The organism is Candidatus Accumulibacter sp. ACC003 (assembly GCF_907163085.1).
Taxonomy (GTDB): Bacteria; Pseudomonadota; Gammaproteobacteria; order Burkholderiales; family Rhodocyclaceae; genus Accumulibacter.
This window is the reverse complement of sequence record NZ_CAJQTX010000009.1, coordinates 1-20,945: the sequence shown is the minus strand read 5'-3', so window position 1 is coordinate 20,945 and position 20,945 is coordinate 1. Positions and strand designations below refer to the sequence as shown.

At 61.8% G+C, this 20,945-nt stretch carries 19 protein-coding genes and 1 tRNA gene; 10 read left to right on the top strand and 10 right to left on the bottom strand.

Translation table 11 applies throughout. The features are described 5' to 3' along the window. Window positions 1-604 precede the first annotated feature (604 nt). The 3 genes from dnaQ to QZ656_RS18575 all read right to left on the bottom strand — a co-directional run bounded on the left by dnaQ (window position 605) and on the right by QZ656_RS18575 (window position 2,585). Entirely contained in the window at window positions 605-1,324 is a 720-nt protein-coding gene (gene dnaQ, locus QZ656_RS18585) for a DNA polymerase III subunit epsilon (RefSeq protein ID WP_291994777.1), read from the bottom strand. Window positions 1,325-1,387: 63 nt separating this feature from the next. Continuing rightward, a complete protein-coding gene (rnhA, locus tag QZ656_RS18580; protein WP_291994776.1) occupies window positions 1,388-1,870 on the bottom strand; it encodes a ribonuclease HI in 483 nt (160 codons plus the stop codon). Continuing rightward, window positions 1,863-2,585, bottom strand: a complete 723-nt coding sequence (locus QZ656_RS18575; RefSeq protein WP_291994775.1) for a class I SAM-dependent methyltransferase — start codon at window positions 2,583-2,585, stop codon at window positions 1,863-1,865. The genes rnhA and QZ656_RS18575 overlap by 8 nt, the downstream gene beginning before the upstream one ends. Window positions 2,586-2,612: 27 nt before the next feature. Here QZ656_RS18575 and gloB point away from each other — a divergent pair, with 27 nt between their 5' ends. The 5 genes from gloB (at window position 2,613) to QZ656_RS18550 (ending at window position 11,315) form a co-directional block, all read left to right on the top strand. Further along, window positions 2,613-3,374, top strand: a complete 762-nt coding sequence (gene gloB / locus QZ656_RS18570; protein WP_291994774.1) for a hydroxyacylglutathione hydrolase — start codon at window positions 2,613-2,615, stop codon at window positions 3,372-3,374. 252 nt (window positions 3,375-3,626) lie between these two features. After that, window positions 3,627-6,941, top strand: coding sequence for a DUF748 domain-containing protein (locus QZ656_RS18565; RefSeq protein ID WP_291994773.1), 3,315 nt, complete (start codon window positions 3,627-3,629; stop codon window positions 6,939-6,941). A gap of 60 nt (window positions 6,942-7,001) precedes the next feature. Next, a complete protein-coding gene (rmuC, locus tag QZ656_RS18560; protein ID WP_291994772.1) occupies window positions 7,002-8,354 on the top strand; it encodes a DNA recombination protein RmuC in 1,353 nt (450 codons plus the stop codon). A 71-nt stretch (window positions 8,355-8,425) separates the two neighbouring features. Continuing rightward, on the top strand, window positions 8,426-8,809 hold the full coding sequence (locus tag QZ656_RS18555; RefSeq protein WP_291994771.1) for a DUF3293 domain-containing protein: 384 nt from the start codon (window positions 8,426-8,428) through the stop codon (window positions 8,807-8,809). 91 nt (window positions 8,810-8,900) lie between these two features. Then, window positions 8,901-11,315, top strand: coding sequence for a serine/threonine protein kinase (locus QZ656_RS18550; protein WP_291994770.1), 2,415 nt, complete (start codon window positions 8,901-8,903; stop codon window positions 11,313-11,315). Between the two features lie 68 nt (window positions 11,316-11,383). Here QZ656_RS18550 and QZ656_RS18545 read toward each other — a convergent pair whose 3' ends face one another. Beyond that, window positions 11,384-12,178: an outer membrane protein assembly factor BamD gene (locus tag QZ656_RS18545; protein WP_291994769.1), complete on the bottom strand. Its 795-nt coding sequence runs from the start codon at window positions 12,176-12,178 to the stop codon at window positions 11,384-11,386. 1 nt (window position 12,179) lies between these two features. Between QZ656_RS18545 and rluD the strand changes: the two genes are divergently transcribed. Together rluD and pgeF are read left to right on the top strand one after the other, a co-directional pair. Beyond that, window positions 12,180-13,307: a 23S rRNA pseudouridine(1911/1915/1917) synthase RluD gene (gene rluD, locus QZ656_RS18540; RefSeq protein WP_291995252.1), complete on the top strand. Its 1,128-nt coding sequence runs from the start codon at window positions 12,180-12,182 to the stop codon at window positions 13,305-13,307. Beyond that, the gene (gene pgeF, locus QZ656_RS18535; protein WP_291995251.1) at window positions 13,267-14,091 is read left to right on the top strand and encodes a peptidoglycan editing factor PgeF; all 825 of its coding nucleotides are present in this window, start codon (window positions 13,267-13,269) and stop codon (window positions 14,089-14,091) included. Before rluD ends, pgeF begins: the two co-directional genes overlap by 41 nt. Here pgeF and QZ656_RS18530 read toward each other — a convergent pair whose 3' ends face one another. Further along, window positions 14,092-14,319, bottom strand: a complete 228-nt coding sequence (locus tag QZ656_RS18530) for a hypothetical protein (RefSeq protein WP_291994768.1) — start codon at window positions 14,317-14,319, stop codon at window positions 14,092-14,094. A gap of 528 nt (window positions 14,320-14,847) precedes the next feature. Here QZ656_RS18530 and QZ656_RS18525 point away from each other — a divergent pair. Next, the gene (locus QZ656_RS18525; RefSeq protein WP_291994767.1) at window positions 14,848-15,591 is read left to right on the top strand and encodes a beta-ketoacyl-ACP reductase; all 744 of its coding nucleotides are present in this window, start codon (window positions 14,848-14,850) and stop codon (window positions 15,589-15,591) included. A gap of 143 nt (window positions 15,592-15,734) precedes the next feature. Continuing rightward, window positions 15,735-16,310: a polyhydroxyalkanoate synthesis repressor PhaR gene (gene phaR / locus QZ656_RS18520; protein ID WP_291994766.1), complete on the top strand. Its 576-nt coding sequence runs from the start codon at window positions 15,735-15,737 to the stop codon at window positions 16,308-16,310. A 171-nt stretch (window positions 16,311-16,481) separates the two neighbouring features. Here phaR and QZ656_RS18515 read toward each other — a convergent pair whose 3' ends face one another. The 5 genes from QZ656_RS18515 to QZ656_RS18495 all read right to left on the bottom strand — a co-directional run bounded on the left by QZ656_RS18515 (window position 16,482) and on the right by QZ656_RS18495 (window position 20,607). Further along, window positions 16,482-17,687 (bottom strand): sodium ion-translocating decarboxylase subunit beta, encoded by a 1,206-nt coding sequence (locus QZ656_RS18515; protein WP_291994765.1) that lies wholly within the window; start codon window positions 17,685-17,687, stop codon window positions 16,482-16,484. A 91-nt stretch (window positions 17,688-17,778) separates the two neighbouring features. Continuing rightward, the gene (locus QZ656_RS18510) at window positions 17,779-18,174 is read right to left on the bottom strand and encodes a biotin/lipoyl-containing protein (protein ID WP_291994764.1); all 396 of its coding nucleotides are present in this window, start codon (window positions 18,172-18,174) and stop codon (window positions 17,779-17,781) included. Between the two features lie 33 nt (window positions 18,175-18,207). Next, window positions 18,208-18,546, bottom strand: coding sequence for a hypothetical protein (locus QZ656_RS18505; protein WP_291994763.1), 339 nt, complete (start codon window positions 18,544-18,546; stop codon window positions 18,208-18,210). Between the two features lie 24 nt (window positions 18,547-18,570). Then, a complete protein-coding gene (locus QZ656_RS18500) occupies window positions 18,571-20,124 on the bottom strand; it encodes an acyl-CoA carboxylase subunit beta (RefSeq protein WP_291994762.1) in 1,554 nt (517 codons plus the stop codon). Window positions 20,125-20,520: 396 nt separating this feature from the next. After that, window positions 20,521-20,607: transfer RNA gene (locus QZ656_RS18495), tRNA-Leu, on the bottom strand. 38 nt (window positions 20,608-20,645) lie between these two features. Between QZ656_RS18495 and QZ656_RS18490 the strand changes: the two genes are divergently transcribed. Further along, on the top strand, window positions 20,646-20,945 hold a 300-nt coding region (locus QZ656_RS18490), incomplete at its 3' end, for a winged-helix domain-containing protein (protein ID WP_291994761.1).

The window sequence follows — 20,945 nt, the reverse complement described above, 5'->3', positions numbered from 1 at the left end:
GTGCGCCCGTTCCTGGTCGTCGGCAGGACGCGCGTAAGCCCAGCGCGAGGCCTGGTGGCCCCAGGCCAGACCAACGGCCGGCCGCCGCTCGACCTGATGGCAACTCCGACGCGCCGGTTGATGCGCGTCCTGCCACTCCCAAGCGGCATGGTCGGCGGCCCAGGCGTCCGCCGGAGACCCCCAGCGATAGCTGATTGGCTGCTTAGGGCTTGCCTGGCGTGTCAGGACAAACTCTAACCGTAGCGGATCGTCGCGCAGCAGCAGGACGCCTCTGTCGCCAATGCCGCTTTCGATAAAGCGCTTTTACCGCTAATCGCTGGCCGCAACGCCGCGAATCCGGGGCATTGTCGTTGCCTCGACTTTGGCTGGCTGTGCCACACGCGGATGCCGGATGCCATAGTCGCGATCAGCAGAGTGCTGGCGCCTCGAGCGAATGCACTTGCCGACAATGCGATTGTTGTAGGACCGTGCAGCGTGGCGCCGAACACACACCTTGTGTTGATCAGCTGGTGCGCGCCGTTTTCGATCAGCAGGCGCGAGTCGCTGCGGTCGTGCGAATTAGCACAGCGCCGTCGCAGGTCGAGCGCGCGCCGAAGCTGAATGATCAGCCGCCGCTGTCGCCTTGCAGCCACCGGCATTTACCTTTGCTGGCCTCGTGGATGGCGTCCAGCAAGCGCTGGTGTTCAGCAAGCTCTTCCTGGCTGGCACGCCGGACACGCTGCGCCTGGCACGGGCCCGCGGCCGGAATCTTTCGTGCCGCTTCGATCCTGCTGGCGTTGTCGTCGTCGAGGTCGATGATCAGGCTCTCCTGGCCGCGGGTCATCGCCAGATAAACCTCGGCAAGAATCTCGGCATCGAGCAGGGCACCGTGCAGCGTACGGCGCGAGTTGTCGACGCCGTAGCGGTCGCACAGGGCGTTGAGGTTGTTCTTCTTTCCCGGGTGCAGATCCTTGGCCATGCGCAGGGTGTCGCAGACGGCGTGGCAGACGGTGTCGACCGGCGCCATGTCGAGTAGCGCCAGTTCGGCGTTCAGAAAGCCGACGTCGAAGGCCGCGTTGTGGATGACCAATTCGGCACCGCGGACGAAATCGAGAAACTCGGCGGCAACGTCGGCAAAGTGCGGCTTGTCGAGCAGGAACTCGCGGCTGATGCCGTGTACCGACAAGGCGCCCGCGTCGATGTCCCTTTCCGGGTTCAGGTAGCGGTGGAAGTGGCGTTTGGTGAGGCGCCGGTCGGACATTTCGACGCCTGCAATTTCGATGATGCGATGGCCCAGTTTGTGCTCCAGACCGGTGGTTTCAGTATCGAGAAAGATCTGGCGCATTGACGCATCCCATAGGTGAGGCTTGCAGGCGGCCGCTGTGCGGCTGGGCCTTGAAGCGTGTGCTCAACGACTGCTGGTCGGCTCGGGGCGGGTCGGCTGGCGACGCGGCAGTTCGTCCATGCCACGATTGGCCAGCGTGTCGGCGCGCTCATTGCCGGCGTGCCCGGCGTGCCCCTTGACCCAGAACCACTCGACCTGGTGCCGATTGGCGGCTTCGTCGAGACGTTGCCAGAGGTCGGCGTTCTTTACCGGCTTCTTGTCCGAGGTCCGCCAGCCATTGCGCTTCCAGTTCTGGATCCAGGCGCTGATCCCCTTCTGCACGTACTGCGAGTCGGTATGCAGGTGCACCGTGGTCGGCCTGGTGAGCGCTTCGAGGGCGCAGATGGCGGCCGTCAGCTCCATGCGGTTATTGGTGGTGTCCGCTTCGCCGCCCCAGAGTTCCTTTACCTGGTCTGCGAACTGCAGGACAGCTCCCCAGCCGCCGGGGCCGGGGTTGCCACGGCAGCCGCCGTCGGCGTGAATGGTGACGACCCGTTGATCATTCATCTATTACGATTTCCTTCTTGCTGAGTACCGCTAGCGCCTTGCCAGGCGCACTCTGTTTTTTCCAGCGCGGCATGATCAGGCGCATGCTATGCACCCGCTTGACCGCGCGCAGGACGTAGACGCCGCCAGCGAAGCGCCACCAGCGACTGCCGCTGGTCTCGATGAAGCGCCAATTTCTGAGCCAGCGTTCATTTCTGAATGGTGGCGCGTAGCAACCGAAGCGGCCTTGGTCGACCTCCAGGCCAAGCAGTTGTAGCCAGTCTTTGAGCCGCGGTGCCGACAGGTAGTGGCCATTCCAGGGGATGTGCTGCGGGCAGTTCGGCAGCCGGCGGCGCAGACCCCAGATCGAGAGCGGATTGAAACCGGCAATCACCAACTCGCCTTCGGGAATCAGGACGCGCTCGACTTCGCGCAGAATCTGGTGCGGATCGTCGTGGAACTCAAGGACGTGCGGCATCACTACCAAGTCGATACTGTTGGCCGAAAAGGGAAGTTGGCGCAAGTCGCAGAGGACATCGACCCGGCCATAGTCGTCGGCCAGTTGGCGGAGCGGGATGCGGTTCTGGGCGAGCAAGTCGCATTGTGGCAAACCCAGCTGAATGGCGTTATAGCCGAAGATGTCGGCGACGGCGGCATCGATCGTCGCCCGCTCCCAGGCCATGACGTAGCGCCCCGGTGGCGTTTGAAGCCAGGCGTCGAGGCCAGGAATTGACATTTTCTGTAGTTCTTCCACAATTGAGCGATGTTCGACGTCATCCGCATTCCAGCCTTCAAGGATAACTACATCTGGTTGTTGCGCAAAGGCGCGGCAGCTGCCGTCGTTGATCCCGGCGATGCACGGCCCGTTCTCGAGGTGCTCGACCAGTATGGGCTATCGCTGACCACCATCCTGGTTACCCACCACCATGCTGATCATCAAGGTGGCGTAAGCCGCCTGCTGGCCCACTATCCGGCCGAGGTCTTTGGTCCGGCGACCGAATCGATCAGCGGCATCACCCGGCCTCTGGCCGGTGGCGAGACGATCCGCACTGCCTTCTGCGACGTCGAGTTTCAGGTCCTCGCGGTTCCCGGACACACCCTCGGACACCTTGCCTATTATGGCGCAGACTGCCTGTTCTGTGGCGATACCCTGTTCGCTGGCGGCTGTGGTCGGCTGTTCGAGGGGAGCGCCGCGCAGATGGCCGATTCGTTGGCGCGGCTGGCGGCTTTGCCCGGCGAGACGGCAGTCTACTGCGCACACGAGTACACCGAGGCAAATCTGCGCTTCGCTCTGGCCGTCGAGCCGGGCAATCGCCGCCTGCAGAGCCGCGTAAACGAAGTGGCGGTAGCGCGTGCCAAAGGCTGGCCGACGGTCCCCTCGACAATCGCCATCGAGAAGGCGAGCAACCCTTTCTTGCGCAGCGCCGAGCCAGAAGTGGCGGCAGCGGCCAGACGCAGGGTCGCCGACGCCCACGACGACGTGGCGGTCTTTGCCGCCTTGCGCGCATGGAAGGACGGCTTCTGAGGTTTCCGTCAGGCGCTTTCCGGTCCGTCGTGCTGTTCCGCGGCGTTGCTCCGTGCTGACCGCCACACCTGGCTGAGCGTGTCGACAACCGTATCCCGGCGGGTGCGGGGGCGGCACGTTCGTGCTAAATTCGGCGCTTTCCAAGCCACCTAGCGGTCTGTTGCGATGACTGAAGAAGCTGAAACTGCCAAAACGACCGCCTCGTCCAGCAAAACTACGATCAGAAAATACGGGCTTCGACTCGCGCTTGCGGTGCTCGTCTTCAGCCTGCTTGGTTTTTTTGGCTTGCCGCCGCTCGTCAAATCAATACTGGTCGATCAGCTGGCGGTGGCTTTGCACCGACCGGTAACAATCGAGGGCGTGCGGATAAACCCCTACACGCTGTCGCTGCAAGTCGCAGGCTTGGCTGTTCAGGACAAGGACGGGGGCGACGCACTAATCGCTTTCGACCGCCTTGACGTCGACGTCGAGTGGAGTTCGCTGTGGCGTGGTGGGCCGGTGATCAGCGAGCTTAAATTGGTGGCTCCGGCGTTCAGAATCGTCCGTCAGGCGGATGGGCGCTTCAACGTTTCCGATCTGGTCGATGAGTTCATGGCCAGGCCCGCGTCGGACGATCCGACGCCGCGTTTTTCGCTCAACAACATCCAGATCTCCGGCGGGAAAATCGAGTTTGACGACCAGACGCTTGGTGAGAAGCACCTGATCAGCGAGCTTGATATCGGCGTGCCATTCATCTCGAGCTTGCCGCAGGCGACCGCGATCTATGTCGAGCCGGCTTTTTCAGCGTCGATCGACGGCTCGCCGCTGCTCATTCAGGGCAAGAGCAAGCCTTTTGACACTTCGCTGGAGAGCGAGCTGGCGCTTGATCTGCGTGCCGTGCAAGTCGCCAGGTATCTCGAGTACCTGCCGTTCAGCTTGCCGATCAAGGTCACTTCGGGCGCACTCGATAGCGAACTGAAGCTGGCGTTCAAGCGCCAGGACGAAGATCATTCGACGCTCGTTGTTTCCGGCAAAGTGGCGCTCAAGGACGTCGTCGTCAAGGAGAGTTCAGGCGCGCCGCTGATTTCTGTGCGCGCTCTGGAGGTGGTGATCGATAGTATTGAGCCACTCGACGGCAGGTTCGCGATCGAGCGAATTGATGTTGATACGCCCGAAATTCATGCCCGGGTAAGCCCGCAAGGTACGATCAACTGGGTCGACTTCTTCAGCAAGGAACTCGTTACCCGCGGCACGCCGACGCCGGCTGCCAGCAAGAGCGAGAAGTCGGTGCCGATCGAGTGGTCGCTGGCGACCGCGAAAGTGAGCGGTGGCGCGCTGCGCTGGCGTGACGAGTCGCATGGCGAAGCGTTTGACGCCAGCGTAGACGGGCTGCAGATCGGCTTGAAAAACTTTGCCAGCAAAGGAAGCTCCGCCGGTGAGTTTGACCTCGCATTTCGCATGCAAGCCGGACAATGGATCGCACTCGACGCCTTCTCGGCCAAGGGGGGGCGCATCGATCTCGCCAAGCGCGAGCTGGCCATCGCCGAGGTCGCGTCGCACGGTGCCAAGCTGCTGATCCGGCGCGCTGCAGATGGCACGATAGAGTTCGTCGAACCGCCTTCCTTGCGCGTCGTCGAAGCCTCCCGGAAGGATTCGGCCGGGCCGTGGAAAGTGAGCGTCGCCAAGTACCGCGGTGAAGACCTTGGGTTACGTTTCGAAGATCGGATGATCTCGCCGGCGGTGGTGCACAGCATCGACGGTATGAAGATTGATGCCGAAAACCTGTCTACCGAGCCCGGTACGACGGCCAGCATCGCGACGCGGTTCATGGTGAACAAGAAAGGCGGCGTCGAGGTCGACGGCAAGGTGACGCTTTTTCCGCTCGATACCGACCTCAAAGTCGTCGTCAAGGCGCTCGACCTGGTACCGCTGCAGCCGTATTTTACCGAGCAGTTGAATGTCGTTCTGACGCGTGGGCAGGTGCTCTTGAGTGGCGATCTTCGTTTGCAGCAGCTTGCCGCAGCCGTCGCAGGTGCCGAGACCGGCAAGCTGTCGGGAGCCTTCTCGGGGCAGCTGGCGGTTGGCGATTTCGCAGCGGTCGACAAGAGCAATTCGGCCGACTTCCTGAACTGGAAGTCCTTGTCTTTTGGTCACCTCGACCTGCGCCTGAATCCGAGTTCGCTGTCGATTGGCGAGGTCGCTCTGGCTGATTTTTTTGCCCGCGTGATCATCAATCCGCAAGGGAAACTCAACCTCTTGCAGGTCGTTCGCCAGGCTAATGAGCCGCCGACGGCGCTGGTTACCAAGAAGGCGGAGCAGACCACCGCCGTGGTTTCTGGCGCAGGCAAGGCCGTCGCGCCGCTTGCTGGCGGCAGCGAGTCGCGGCTGCCGGTGAAGGTCGGCAAGATCACTCTGCAGGGTGGCGACATCAAATTCAGCGACAACTTCATCAAACCGAACTACTCGGCCGATCTGAAGAAAATCGGCGGTGCCATCAGCGGCTTGTCGTCTGCTGCCGGCAGTGTCGCCACGGTCGACCTGCGTGGCACTTACGACAATATTGCGCCGATCAAGGTGAGCGGCCAGGTCAACCCGCTGATCGCCAAGCCTTATCTGGACTTGCAGGCCGACGTCAAGGGGATCGAGATGACCGCACTGTCGCCGTACTCGGGCAAGTACGCGGGTTACGCGATCGAAAAAGGCAAGCTGTCGCTGTTTGTCAAGTACAAGGTAGACAACAACCAGTTGACCGCCGAGAACCGGGTTTTTCTCGATCAGCTGACCTTCGGCGACGCGGTCGATAGCCCGGAGGCAACCAAGCTGCCGGTGAGCCTCGCCGTTGCCCTGCTGAAGAACTCAAAGGGCGAGATCGACATCAACCTGCCGGTCGCCGGTTCGCTCGATGATCCCGAGTTCAGTATCGGTGGCCTGCTCGGCAATCTGATCGGCAACCTTCTGGTCAAGGTCGTGACCTCGCCTTTTGCCCTGCTGGGGTCGCTCTTTGGCGGCGGCGAGGAATTGTCGAACGTCGAGTTCGATTTCGGCCAGTCGACCATCACCCCGGCGGCACAAAAGCGTCTCGAGACGCTGGCCAAGGCCTTGCTGGACCGGCCCGCACTCAAGCTCGCCGTCGGCGGGCACGCTGACCCGGAAGCTGACCCCGAGGGATTGAAGCGCGCCCGCCTAAATCGCAAACTGCAGGAGCTGAAAGCGGCCGGTGGGAAGAAGAGAGATGGCAAAGACCCGCTGGCGGCGACCGTCGACATCGGCGCCGACGAGTACCCGGTATTGCTGGAGAAGGTTTACCGTGCCGAGGACTTCGAGAAGCCACGCAATATGGTCGGATTGGTCAAGACGTTGCCGGCCGATGAAATGGAGAAGCTGATTCTGGCCAATTCGGTCGTCGACGACAGCGACCTGCGCGCGTTGGCCGAGCAACGGGCGCAAGTCGTTCGCGACTGGCTGTTGGCGCAGCAGGTTCCGGCCGAACGTGTGTTCCTGCGGCCGGCCAAGATCGGCAAGGTCGACGATAAAGCGGCTTCGCCGCAGCCGGCCGCCGGGAATCGGGTTGTCTTCGCGCTCGAATAGGGTCAGTCGCTGGCCTTTGCAGCGACCGCTGGCGGCGCTTGTTCCGGCGACCGGCGAAGCATGAGCGAGGCCTGGCCGTACTGGCCCTACGCCGCCTTTTCGCTCGGCCTCGTGGTGATCGTCCTGCAGCTCGTTCTGCTGCTGCGCGCCGGAACGGCCCGAGAGTTGGTCGGCGTGCGTCTGCGCGACCTGCAAGGCGGTCTCGATCGACTCGAGCGCGAGTTGCGTCAGGAGATGTCTCTGGGCCGACAAGAGGCGGCAAACGCCGCCCGCGGCGATCGCGAGGAACAATCGCTGTCTTTGAGCCGCTTGTCGCAGACGCTCGCTGGGCAATTGGCCCAGCTTGGCCGGCTGCAGGCGCAGCAGCTCGAATCGTTTGCACAGCAGCTGGCGCGCCTGACGAACAGCAATGAACAGCGTTTCGAGGACCTGCGCCAGGCGCTGGAGAAGAGACTGGCAGCGATGCAGGCCGACAATGCCGGCAAACTCGAAGAGATGCGCCGGACGGTCGATGAAAAACTGCACGCGACGCTCGAACAACGCCTCGGCGCATCGTTCAAGCTGGTCAGCGAGCGCCTCGAGCAGGTCCATCAGGGGCTCGGCGAGATGCAGACGCTGGCGACCGGCGTTGGCGACCTGAAGAAGGTGCTGACCAACGTCAAGACGCGTGGCAGCTGGGGGGAGGTGCAATTGGCAGCCTTGCTGGAGGAACTGCTGAGCAGCGAGCAGTTCGCGACGAACGTGGCGACCAGGCCTGATTCGCAGGAGCGCGTCGAGTTCGCCATTCGCTTGCCGGGTCGCTCGATCGACGACGCGCAGCGGCCGGTGTGGTTGCCGATCGACGCCAAGTTTCCGCTGGAGGACTATCAGCGCCTGCTGGAGGCGCAGGATAGAGCCGATCCGGTGGCACTCGAGGTTGCGACCAAGGCGCTCGAAGGGCGGCTGCGCCTGGCCGCCAGGACGATTCACGACAAGTACGTCGAACCGCCGTATACAACTGACTTCGCGATCCTCTACCTGCCGATCGAGGGTCTTTTCGCGGAAGTTCTGCGGCGGCCCGGGCTGGTCGATGGCCTGCAGCGCGATTGGCGGATCTGCATCGCCGGCCCGACGACGCTGGCCGCGCTGCTCAACAGTCTGCAAATGGGCTTCCGAACGCTGGCCATCGAGCGCCGCTCGTCGGAAGTCTGGGCAGTTCTCGGCGCCATCAAGACCGAGTTCGGCAAGTTCGGCGAAATCCTTGAGGCGACGCACAGGAAGCTCGAACAGGCCAGCCGGAGTATCGAATCGGCCGGCGTGCGGACTCGCCAGATCGAGCGCAAGCTGCGCGGTGTCGAGGCCCTGCCGGTCGGCGAAGCACAGCAGCGTTTGGGGGACCTGCAAGAGATCGGCGGCGTTGGCGATCAGCAATGAATCGCCAGGACATGGCAGCGGCTTTCGCCGCGACGACTTATCGAGTGGCGACTCGTGAAGGAGATTTCGCTTTGCGCATCGGCGTCGCCGACAGCGGGTTCGATGATTTTCTGGGCCGCCTGACGACCTCGCCCGAGCGTCTGGCGGCGCTTGCTGGAGGTCCGGTGGACGGCCTTGTCGGCTGGGGGATCGTCACCGCCTACAACCCCGGAAGCTTGCTGAGCGAGGACCAGAATAGCCTTCGGCATTTGCGTTTGTACGACCGCCTGAGCGCCTCGCGCTGGCTTTTTCTGGCTGGCTGTAACGTTGCTGACGATAATCTCTGGCCTGCTGAGCCGAACTATCTGGTGCTGGACGTGCAGCCGCCGGATATTGTCGCGCTCGGTCGCGAGTTCGGCCAGGTCGCCGTCGTCTGGGGACGAAGGGGGACAGCGCCGAAGCTGCTGTGGATTTGAGCAGCGAGTGCTTTGGCGATCGTGACTTTTGTGGTCCTGCACGGCGAGGAGACTCGCTTAGAATGTGCTTTTGTGAGGTCAAGCAAAGCCTGTGAGCAAGCGCGTTGGACGTTTCGAGATCATTCGTGAGCTGGGTCGAGGCGCCCAGAGCGTTGTCTATCTGGCGCTCGACCCACATCTGCAGCGGCAGGTGGCGATCAAGACCATGCACTACGCGCGCGCCGATCCGCAGCAGCATCGGCAGTTGCTCGAAGAGGCGCGGATGGTCAGCCAGCTACGCCACCCGAGCATCGTACCGATTTTCGAGGCCGCCGAAGACCGCGGCGAGCTGTACCTCGTTTTCCAGTATGTGCCGGGCAAGAACCTGGCCGAGTACCTGCAGCTCAGTGGTGGCTTGCCGCCGGAGAGGGCAGTGGCGATCATGCAGACGATCCTCGATGCCGTAGCGCATGCGCACGCGGCGGGGATCATTCACCGCGACCTCAAGCCAAGCAACATTCTGATTGACGATGATGGCGTGCCGCGGGTGATGGATTTCGGCATCGCCAGTCGCGCTGCCGGTCTGGCCAGCGATGGCGGCCAGTGGTCGGGAACGCCAGCGTATATGGCTCCCGAGTACATCGAAACGCGGACCAGCAACCAAAGGACGGACATCTTTTCCGCCGGTCTGGTTCTGTACGAGTTGCTCAGCGGGCAGCGCGCGGTCGCTGGTAGCGACATCAAGCTGGTGATGCAACAGATCGCCAGCAGCGACGTCAGATTGCCGCACGAGCTGAGCAGTTTGCTCGACGAGCGGCTGCTGGCTGTTCTCTATCGGGCTCTGGCACGCGATCCACAGAGTCGCTACGCGACCGCCGCCGAGATGCGCGCGGCTCTCGACGATTACCGGCAGCCGGAAAGCGTGACGCCGGCAGTCGATAGCAAGCAGAGCACGATCGACTTCCTGCTCCGGCGGATGCGCCACAAGAGCGATTTCCCGGCATTGTCGGAGTCGGTTGGGGCGATCAACCGGATCACCGCCTCGGAGAATCAAAGCATTGGCGATCTCTCAAATGCGATCATCAAGGATTTTTCGCTGACCAACAAGATCTTGCGGATGGTGAACTCGGTGCACTATCGGCAGGCCGGTGGCGGCAGTATCAGCACCGTCTCGCGAGCGGTCGTCGTCCTCGGTCTCGATGCGGTGCGCAGCATCGCCATCACGGTGATGCTCTTCGAGCATTTGCAGAACAAGGAGAACGCCAATCAGCTCAAGGAGGAGTTCCTGCGCGCCAACTTGGCCGGTGTCCTGGCCAAGGACATCGGCAGCAAGGCTGCAAGCCACGGCGACGTTGAGCAGGCGTTCATTTGTTCGATGTTCCACAACCTTGGACGCTTGCTGAGCCAGTACTACTTTCCCGAAGAAAGTGCCGAAATCAGGCGCTTCGTCCAACAGAAGAACTGTGCCGAAGAGGTCGCCGCGCTGCAGGTCCTCGGCCTGTCGTTCGAAGATCTGGGTGTCGGTATCGCCCAGAGTTGGGGGTTTCCGAAGCTGATCGTCAACAGTATGCGCAAGCTGCCGGTGGGGGGCGTTCGCCGCCCGGCCAACTCCGAAGATCGCTTGCGCGTCCTCGCCGCGCTGGCCAATGAACTCTGCACGCTGGTCGCCGACGCGAAACCTGAACAGCAACAGAAAGAGTTGCGCAAGATCGTCGCTCGTTTTGGCGATGTCATTGAAGTCGACGAGCAAGGTTTACAGAGAACGCTGGTCAGATCCTTCGAGCAGATGAGTCATTTTGCCGGCATCATTCACCTCAATCTGCCGCAAACGCATTTTGGCAGACAGCTCAGGGCCTGGGGAGGGGCGGCGGCAGCCAGGCCGGTCGCTGGCCTGTCGCCGCCGGCTGCGGAGAACGGCTTGGCCGGCACGGTGCTTGCGGATATGGTGCCAGCGTCCGTCTGCGATGAGCGATCGGCCGGTGGCGGCAAGCTGGCTTCGGCTGACGCCCCCGAGGCCGGCGAAGTGATCTTGCTGGCCGGTATTCAGGACGTCAGCAACGCCTTGATCAGCGACTTCAAGCTCAACGATGTGTTGCGCATCATCCTGGAAACCTTCTACCGTGCCAAGGGTTTCAAGACCGTCATCCTGTGTATCCGCGATGGGCGCAGCAATTCGATGCTCGGTCGTTTCGGCTTTGGGCCGAACGCTCCGGAGATTGCCAAGCGCTTCAGATTTTCACTGGTGTTTGCCGCTGATATCTTTCACGCGGCGCTGGCCAATGGCGTCGATGTCCTGATCAGCGATACCAGTGAGGCAAAGATCGCGGCACGAATTCCGGCGTGGTTTCGCAAGGCGGTGAGCGCCGAAACCTTCGTCGTCTTCCCGCTTTGCGTCAAAGGCAATCCGGTGGCGATGATTTACGCCGATCGCGAACACGCTGGCGAAATCGTCATCTCCGAGAAAGAGCTGTCCTTGCTGCGCACCTTGCGCAACCAGGCTGTCCTGGCCATCAAGCAGTCGATCTGAGGCCTGACGCCGGCTGGCGCGCGCGTCGTTGCGCTGGCCTGCCGGTTGGGATCGCCAGCGGCGGCGCCTCACCACAACTTCCACCACGGTTCTTGGCGTTCGAGGCCACGTATATAGTATTCGCTGTCGGGATAGTTCTTGCGCATGACGCGTTCGGCATCGTCGCGCAGATCGTCCAGGCCAAGCAAATCGTAGGCCTTGACCATGATGAACAGTGCCTCCTCGGTGGACGGCGTGCCGGGATAGTTGATCACCGCGTACTGGGCACGGTTCGCCGCTGCCAGGTAGGCGCCTCGTTTCATGTAGTAGCGGGCAACGTGCAGTTCGAGCCGCGCCAGGGCATTGACCAGGTACTTCATGCGCAGCAGCGCGTCGGGCGTGTACTTGCTGTCCGGGAAGCGGGTGACCAGTTCCTTGAAGGCGTCAAACGATTCGCGCGCGCCTTTCGGGTCGCGTTCGGTCATGTCCTGGTTGCTGATCGCGCCAAGAAGACCCAGGTCTTCGTTGAAGTTGATCAGGCCGCGCAAGTAGTAAACGTAGTCGACATTCGGGTGGTTCGGATGCAGCTTGATGAAGCGGTCGCAGGCGGCAATCGCCGAAGCGGGCTCCTGATCCTTCCAGTAGGCGTAGGCGATCTCGATCTGTGCTTGCTGGGCGTAGCGGCCGTAAGGGTAGCGCGACTCGAGCTTCTCGAAGTACTTGACGGCCTTGGTGTAGGAGCCGTCGTTGAGGGCATCCTTGGCCTCGGCGTAGAGCTTGTTGGCCGACCAGCCGATTGTTTCATCCTTCGATTCGGGGAAAAGGCCGCAGCCCGAAAAGAGAGTGGCGACGAAAAGCGCTGCGATAACCGCTAAACTACGCATGATGAAAAACCCACAGAAAAAGAAGGCGCCGACGCTTGTGTCGACCGACGACAAGGGGCTCGCCGATTATAGCGCAAACCCCAGAATTGCCCTGAGCGTGCCCGTCGATTGCAGCGGCCAGCGCCTTGACCAGGTTCTCGCTCGTTTGCTGCCACAGCATTCGCGCAGTCGGCTGCAGAACTGGGTGCGCGATGGTCGCGTCAGCGTCGCCAGCGAGGTGGTCGTCGAGCCCCGTCGCAAGCTGTGGGCCGGCGAGACTCTTGAAGTCGCCGAGGCGCCAGACGAACGCACGGAATCGTCGGCTCCAGAGGATATACCGCTGCTGCTGGTGTTCGAGGATGAGCATATCCTGGTGCTCGACAAGCCAGCCGGACTGGTTGTTCATCCGGGCTGTGGGAATTGGACGGGGACGCTGCTCAACGCCTTGCTGCACCACGCGCCGCAACTCGACAAGGTGCCGCGGGCGGGGATCGTGCATCGCCTCGACAAGGATACCAGTGGTCTGATGGTCGTCGCCAAGACGCTCGAGGCGCAAACCGATCTGGTCCGGCAACTGCAGGCGAGAACCGTCAAGCGCTGTTATCAGGCGCTGGTGCGCGGCCTCGTCGACCGTTCGGGCACGGTCGACGCGCCAATCGGTAGGCATCCCACGCAGCGTACCAAAATGGCGGTGGTGAACACCGGTAAGCCGGCGCGTACGCACTATCGGGTGCTCGATAGCTTTCTGGTCTGTACGCTGATCGAATGCGCTCTGGAAACCGGCCGTACCCACCAGATACGCGTGCACATGACCTCGGTCGGGCATCCCTTGGTTGGTGACGAGGCCTACGGCGGTGCTGTCAATCGTGTGCCGCGCGGTCCGGAATTTTCGCGTCAGGCGCTGCATGCCTGCCGCCTGGCGCTGGTTCACCCGGGGACTGGCAAAGCGATGCTGTGGCGGTCGACGGTGCCCGACGATATGGCGACGCTGATCGAGACGCAGCGCCAGGAGACGGCCGAGCACGGTCTCCAATTCGAGCGCTACGAAGAGGACGACGATTGGCAGCAGGATGACTGGCGAGACGACGACTGGCAAGAGGGCGACGATGATGACGACAGCCCGGACGACGACGACCTTGGTGAGCAATAAAGACTGGATCGTTCCCGACTGGCCGGCGCCGGCGCGTGTGCGCGCTCTGATCACCACCCGTCACGGCGGTGTCAGCCTGGCGCCCTACGCCAGTCTCAACCTCGGCGACCATGTCGGCGATGATCCGCTGGCCGTCGCCGAGAATCGCCTTCTGCTTGGCCGCCGCTTGCCGGCGAAGCCGTGCTGGCTGCAGCAGGTACACGGTACGCGGGTCGTGGACGCGGCTACCGCAGCAGCAGGGCAGGTGCCGACTGCCGATGGTGCTTTTTCGCGGCGCTCGGGTGTGGTCTGTGCGGTGATGACGGCAGACTGCCTGCCGGTACTGCTCTGCGACCGATCGGGGACTGCCGTGGCGGCGGCGCACGCCGGTTGGCGCGGTCTGCAGGCGGGTATTCTGGAACGAACGGTGGCCGCCATGGGACTTCCCGGCGAGCAGTTGCTGGCCTATCTCGGGCCGGCGATTGGCCCGCAGGCCTTCGAGGTCGGCGGCGAGGTCCGGGCGGCGTTTGTCGACGCCCACGACGACGCCGCCGACGCGTTTCAGCCGACAAGCGCCGCGCAGTCAAGGTGCCGCGACGCCTCGGTCGATGCGGCCACCGGGCATCGCGGTGGCTGGCTGGCCGATATCTATTTGCTGGCGCGACAAAGCCTGCAACGTTCCGGCGTCGGCGCTGTTTACGGAGGCGGCTATTGCACGGCGCAGGGGAAGCACTTCTTTTCGTATCGACGTGATCGCGTGACCGGGCGGATGGCGTCGTTGATCTGGCTGGCAGCAGACCAGTAGTCAGCGATCGCCTTGCTCGTCGTCGGCGTTGCTGTGGCCATTCGCGCGCTCGGATTCAGCGGCCATGCGGGCGCGCCGGCGGCGCGTCGGGCCGCCAAACAGCCACAGCAGCAAGGCTATCGGCAGCAGGCCGTAGAAGAGCAGGGTCAATACGCCAGCGACGACGCTGCTCTCGGTCAGCGCCATCAGGACGGTTACGTAGAGCCAGCCAATCGCCACGATATACATGCCCCGATTATAGAGTGCGGAACTGCCGCGCTGGCGTTACTTGCCGGGTGGCTGCGGGCAGTTCGCAGGCAGCCACGATGACCGGGCTGAACGCCTTGCCATTGACAGCGTAGATGGTGCAATGCAGAATCGGCGGCTGTTGTCTGGCAGGCTTGTCGCGTGGTCGTTGAGCGAATCCGGCGCCAGCCCTTGTTCGGGGCAGTGCTGCCAGCATTGGTAGGCTTGGGTCGGACGCCCCTCGCCGCTTCCTGGCGTTCTTCTCGGCGCGCAGGCGTGAGCCTGGCCAAGCGGCGAGTGTCGCAAGCGGGTTGGCGCAAACGACGGGTGGTGGGACAATGGCGGACTGAGTTCCGCTGAGCGATTTTGCAGGGTCGGCAGGAGATCGCGGTCTGGATTCCCTGTGGACCTGGAACGAAGCCGCGTTGCGGACTTGTGACGGAGTTTCCGTCCGGGCCGCTCGGGAGATGTTGTAATCGTGGCGGCTTCTTGCCGCCAATTGTTTCATTCGTCAACAGGAAAGGAAGAATTATGACGCAACGTGTTGCTTTGGTTACAGGTGCCATGGGTGGGATCGGTACGGCTATTTGCCAGGAACTGGCCAAGGCCGGTCACAAAGTGGTTGCCGCTTACCATCCGGAGTTCGACAAGCCGGAAGAGTGGACGAAGGCCATGGAAGAAGCCGGTTTCAAGGACTTCATCTGTGTTGCCGGTGACGTCTCCGACTACGATTCCTGCGTCGCCCTGACCGCCGAGGCGGAAGCCAAGGCGGGCCCGATCGATATTCTGGTCAATAACGCCGGCATTACCCGTGACAAGATGTTTGCCCGGATGGAACTGGCTCAGTGGAACGCCGTAATTTCTACCAACCTGAATAGCCTGTTCAACATGACCAAACAGGTTTCGGCGAAAATGGCCGAACGCGGTTGGGGCCGGATCATCAATATTTCGTCGCTCAACGGCCTCAAGGGTCAGGCCGGCCAGACCAACTACTCGGCGGCCAAGGCTGGCGTGATTGGTTTCAGCAAGGCGCTTGCCGCCGAAGTGGCGGCCAAGGGCGTGACGGTCAACTCCATCTGCCCCGGCTACGTAGCGACCCCGATGGTCATGGCCATCAAGCCCGAGATCCTGCAAGGCATCGTCGATACCGTGCCGATGAAGCGTCTGGCCAAGCCGGAAGAGATCGGCGGAGCGTGTGCCTATCTGGCTTCCGATATCGCCGGTTTCATGACCGGTTCGACGATGAACATCTGCGGCGGCCTGTACTATCAATAAGCGCACTCGGTTGTTGTAGGAAAGTCAAGACAGGCCCCAATAGGGGCCTGTTTTTTTTTTGCTGAGGTATAATTGTGCTGCACCGCACCACTGGGGGCGCGTCAGCGCTCGTCGAGTTACCCGCAAATGGAGGAAACGTCGTCATGTCGGAGCAGCTGCGGCTGATCAAGAAGTACCCGAATCGTCGCCTTTACGATACCAAGACGAGCGCTTACATCACCTTGAGTGATGTAAAAGACTTGGTCCTGTCGCGAGAGAACTTCAGCGTTCTCGACGCCAAGACCGGCGACGATATTTCCCGGGCGATTCTCTTGCAGATCATCCTGGAAGAGGAAGCGGCGGGGGTGCCACTGTTTACGGCCGATCTGCTGTCGCAGATGATCCGCTTCTACGGGCACGCGATGCAGGGCATGCTCGGCAAGTATCTGGAGACCAACATGAAGTCCTTCGTTGACTTCCAGAAGAAGCTGCAGGAGCAGTCACAGTCGCTTTACGGCGAAAACAACAGTCAGCTGCAGAACGACATGTGGTCGCAGTTCATGAATTTCCAGGGCCCAGCGATGCAGACGATGATGAGCACCTACATGGAACAGAGCAGGAAGATGCTCAACCAGATGCAGGACCAGCTGAAAACGCAGACGCGCACCTTGTTCAACGGTATTCCGCTTCCAGGCTTTCCTGTAGAGTCTGGCAAGCAGTCGCACGATCCCGGCAAGTAAGAACGAGCCCAGCTCGTCAGTCTTGCTGGCGGTTGTGCGCTGGCAGTGTCGAGTAGCGCTGCCGGCTTGGCCGGGGCGGTGACCGACAAGGTCCGAAATGAATCCTTCAGTTTTCTCACGAGCGCGCGCACCTACCATCGGTAGGTGCGCGCTACGCGCTGCTTGGTCGCTCTAGCGCAGGATCGAGATGAAGACCGCGGCAATGATCGCCGAGGTGATGACGCCGCTGATACTGGCTCCCAGCGCCTGCGGCATGACGATCGCTCCCGGGTTGGCCGCGGTCGCCACTTTCTGAACGATCTTGGCGGTCGTCGGTACACAACTGACGCCGGCGATGCCGACGATCGGGTTGAACTTGCCGCCGCTCCAGAAATACAGGATGTAGCCGCCGGCGAGTCCGCCGAGGGCCGAGATTCCCAGGGCCGCCATGCCGAGAATCAGGAGTTTCAAGACCGTCGGGTCGAGTAGCGTGTTGGCCTCGCAGAGCACTCCCAGAGTCAGGCCGAGGAAGAATGTCGCGCCGTACAGGAAGGTCTCGCCGAGCAGCTTGCTGAAGTTCTCCAGGCCGCTTTCGCGAACGGCAACGCCGACAAAGAGCGAGAAGAACAGCGGCGCAGCAACCGGAAACAGCAGGCACAGCAGGGTGCAGGCGACGACCGCGAAGATCAGTTTCTGGGAACGGCTGATCCGCGGTCCGCGGTCCGCAGACATGTCGATGCCGCGGATGTGCGCGGGCACCAGCCACTTGATCATGTACGGATAAACGCCATAGGTCAGACCAAGATAGAGGTAGCCGACGACGGTGATCGAGACAAACAGATGCTTGGCCAGAATCAGCGAGGTGAACAGCACCATTGGTCCGTCGGCGCCGCCGATGGTGGCCACCGACGCCGCTTCGGGCTCGGTGAGGCCGAGGGCGATGGCCAGGGGGAAAACGACGAAGGTTCCCAACTCGGCGAACAGGGCAATGAACATGCTCTGGAAAGGCCGCGCCATGACGTAACCGACATCCAGGAGAACGCCGATGCCCATGAACACCAGGCAGGCGATCAAACCGTTGCTGAAGGTCAGCGTGTAGATCGGTTGTAGCCAGTCAATCTGCAGGATGTTGATCAACGCGACCGGATCGCTGATCAAGGGATCGACAAAAAGCGTCCCGGGTTTGCCGCCTTCGAGGAACATCACCGCGGCGTTAACCGAGGACATGCCCATCCCCATCGGGATCATCAACAAAGGCTCCAGGATGTTCCTGGAGCCCAGGTAAATTAGCAAAAAACCAAGCAACATCAGGAAGATGCGCCCGATCATGATCTTTGGTTCAGCGGCCGCCAGAGTGGCTATGCCCTGAAATAGATCAACAAAGTTAATGCTTTCCATGTGCTTCAGTCCTCGCGTCTAGCCACAGCGCCCACGGGTCCGCGCCTTGACTTGCAAACCATATGGGAGCTGGGTTCCGGCCGATGTCCGCTCACGCGATGGTCAACAGCGGCTGTCCGCCCTCGATCGGGTCGCCGGCTGCCACCAGAACGCGGGTGACCTGACCAGCACGGGTGGCGATTATCGGTGTCTTCATCTTCATCGCTTCGAGTACGACCAGTCGATCACCGACGGCGACTGCCTGTCCCACTTTGACGTTGACTTCGACGACCACGCCACCCATCCCGGCGATGACGTCGCCGTCTCCGGCAGCTGCGGCGGCGGCCGGCGCGGCGGCTGCGGCTGCAGGTGCGGCGGTGCGTGCGCTACCCGCTGCCGGTGCGGCTGCGGCCGGGGCTGATGTTGGTACGGCTTGGCCGGCGGTGATTTCCAGCACGCTGACGTCGTACTCGCGACCGTTCACCGTAACCTTGAATTCTCTAGGCATTTCGAGCTCCTGTTGGCTGTTGTCTGTAGTCTGTTATCTGTTGCTGCGGCCGGCGGCGTGCCCCGGCGTATGCGATGAATGCTGGGCGGCGCGGCCGCCGATGGCCCAGCCGTGCGCGCTTTCGGAAATATGCAGGATGCGGTGCGGTCCGAGGGCCGCGAAGATCGCCGCCGACAGGGCGGCAATATCTTCTTCGGGAACACCGAGTCCGACCGGGCAAACCGTACCGGTCGGTACTTCTTGGACCGGTTTGCGTTGTTCAAGCCTGCTGGTCACTGTGACCAGCACCTTGATCAGTACGGCGACGATCAGCGAGACCACGACGGCGATGCCGTAGACCTGCAGTGACTTGATGATGGCTGCTGTCAGCATGGAGCGTTTTCCTTCCGTCGCCAGTTACATGGGGATGTTGCCGTGCTTCTTGGTCGGCCTGAGTTCGCGTTTGTCGAGCACCTTGCGCAGTGCCAAGGCAACCATCCAGCGCGTGTCCTGCGGTTCGATGACATCGGAAATGTAGAAATTGCTCGCCGACACGTACGGTGAGGCGAATTTTTCACGGTATTCCTGCGCCAGTTCGGCGGCTTTCGCCGGCTTGTCTTCGGCGTCAGAGATTTCCTTGCGGTAGAGGATCTTGACCGCGGCCTCGGCGCCCATCACGGCGATCTCGGCGGTTGGCCAGGCAAAAACCATGTCTGCCCCCATTTCCTGGCTGCACATGGCGAGATACGACCCGCCGTAAGCCTTGCGCAGGATCACGGTGATTTTTGGCGTTGTGCAGGAGCCGTAGGCAAAAAGCATTTTCGCGCCGTGGCGAATAATGCCACCGCGCTCTTGCTCGATCCCTGGCAGGAAACCGGGAACGTCGACCAGCGTCACGACCGGGACATTGAACACGTTGCAGGTCCGTATGAAGCGAGCGACCTTGTCGGCGGCGTTGAGGTCGAGCGCGCCGGCCATCACCATCGGCTGGTTGGCGACCAGGCCGATGACTACGCCGCTGATGCGGGCGAAGCCGACAATCACGTTGCGGGCGAAGCCGGCATGGACTTCTAGGAGCTCGCCATTGTCGACCAGGCGGTGAATTATGGCGTACATGTCGAGGGGTTCTGACGGGCTCTCCGGAATGCAGTCGTTGATTCCGGGATCTTCCATCTCTTCGATCGGCGTCGCCAGATTGTGCGGCGGGTCCTCGGTGTTGTTGGAAGGCAGATACGAGAGTAGCTGCTTGACCATGGCGATCGCGTGCTGGTCGTCCTCGGCGATGAAATGGGCATTGCCGCTGACCGTCGCATGCATCTCGGCGCCGCCGACTTCGGCCATCGTCGTCGAGCGGCCGGTCACCGCCTTGATCACCTGCGGACCGGTCAGGAACATGTGCGCGTTCTCGCGGGTCATGATCACGAAGTCCATCAAGGCCGGTGAGTAGGCGGCGCCACCGGCGCACGGGCCGCAGATCACGGCGATCTGTGGCACCACTCCGGACAGCAGAACGTTGGAGTAGAACACGTCGCCGTAGCCCGAAAGCGCGTCAACGCCTTCCTGGATACGCGCACCGCCCGAATCCTTGAAGGCCACCACCGGCACGCCATTTCTGAGCGCATGGCGCATGATGCGGTTGATTTTCCGCGCTTGCATTTTGCCAAGCGTCCCGGCGAGGACGTTGAAGTCCTGGCTGAACGAGGCCACCTGCATCGGCCCGACGTAGCCAGTGCCAACGACGACGCCGTCAGCAGGCAAGACCTTGGTGGTCATGCCGAAGTTGGTCGAGCTGTGGGCGGCATGCAAGCCCAATTCTTGGAAGGTGCCTTCGTCAAAGAGCACGTCGAGGCGCTCACGAGCCGACAACAAACCCTTGGCGTGCAGTGCCTCCAACTTCTCTGGGCTGACGTTGTCCGTCAGCGTTGCGCGCTTGGTGCGCAGCTTTTCTAACAATTCCGGTCGTATCGTCATCTGAAATCCTAACGGTTGGCTAAGTTGGAACTTACTCGCAGCGGCGGGGCTAGCGACTTTCCGGCAGCGTAGTATCCATACTTTTGTAGGTAGTGGCTAGTGTTTTGAAAATCATTCGCAACAACTGCAGTAGGGAATCGCCCATCTCTCTGCATCGCTTGTGACGCGCGCGCCTTCTCGGGCTGCGAACGTCTGTCGGCACCGTTTCCGGATGCACGCGGGATCGAGACAGCGATCCACGTGATCGTGCTCAGAGCGTGCGAGGGTGAGCGTACAATTCGCAGTTGGCCTGCCTTCAGCATCTGGCGGCTCGTGGCATGGCGCCACCGAGCAACGAAGTTGCCGGGCCAAGACACAAAAAAAGCCCTGACTAATCAGAGCTTTAATGTTTCAGGATGGTGCCCAAGAGAGGAATCGAACCTCCACGGTGTTGCCACCACTAGGACCTGAACCTAGCGCGTCTACCAATTTCGCCACCTGGGCATTTCCGGAACGGGCGAATTTTATAGGAACAAGAACAAATGTCAATAAGCAAACTGTCGGCAGTCCGCCGCGCCGATCCCTACCTCGAGCGTGAGCTGAAGACTTACGATCAGCCGCTGCCGTCGCGCGAATACATCCTGCAGATTCTCGAAGAGCAGGGCAAGCCGGTCAGCTTCGACGCGGTCTGTGCGCTGCTCGACATTCAGCCACACGAGCTCGAGTTGTTGCAGCGCCGCTTGCGGGCGATGGAGCGCGAGGCGCAATTGTTGCGCAACCGCAAAGGCTCGTACATCCTGACCGAGCGCGCCAGTCTGATCGCCGGGCGCATCGAAGGCCAT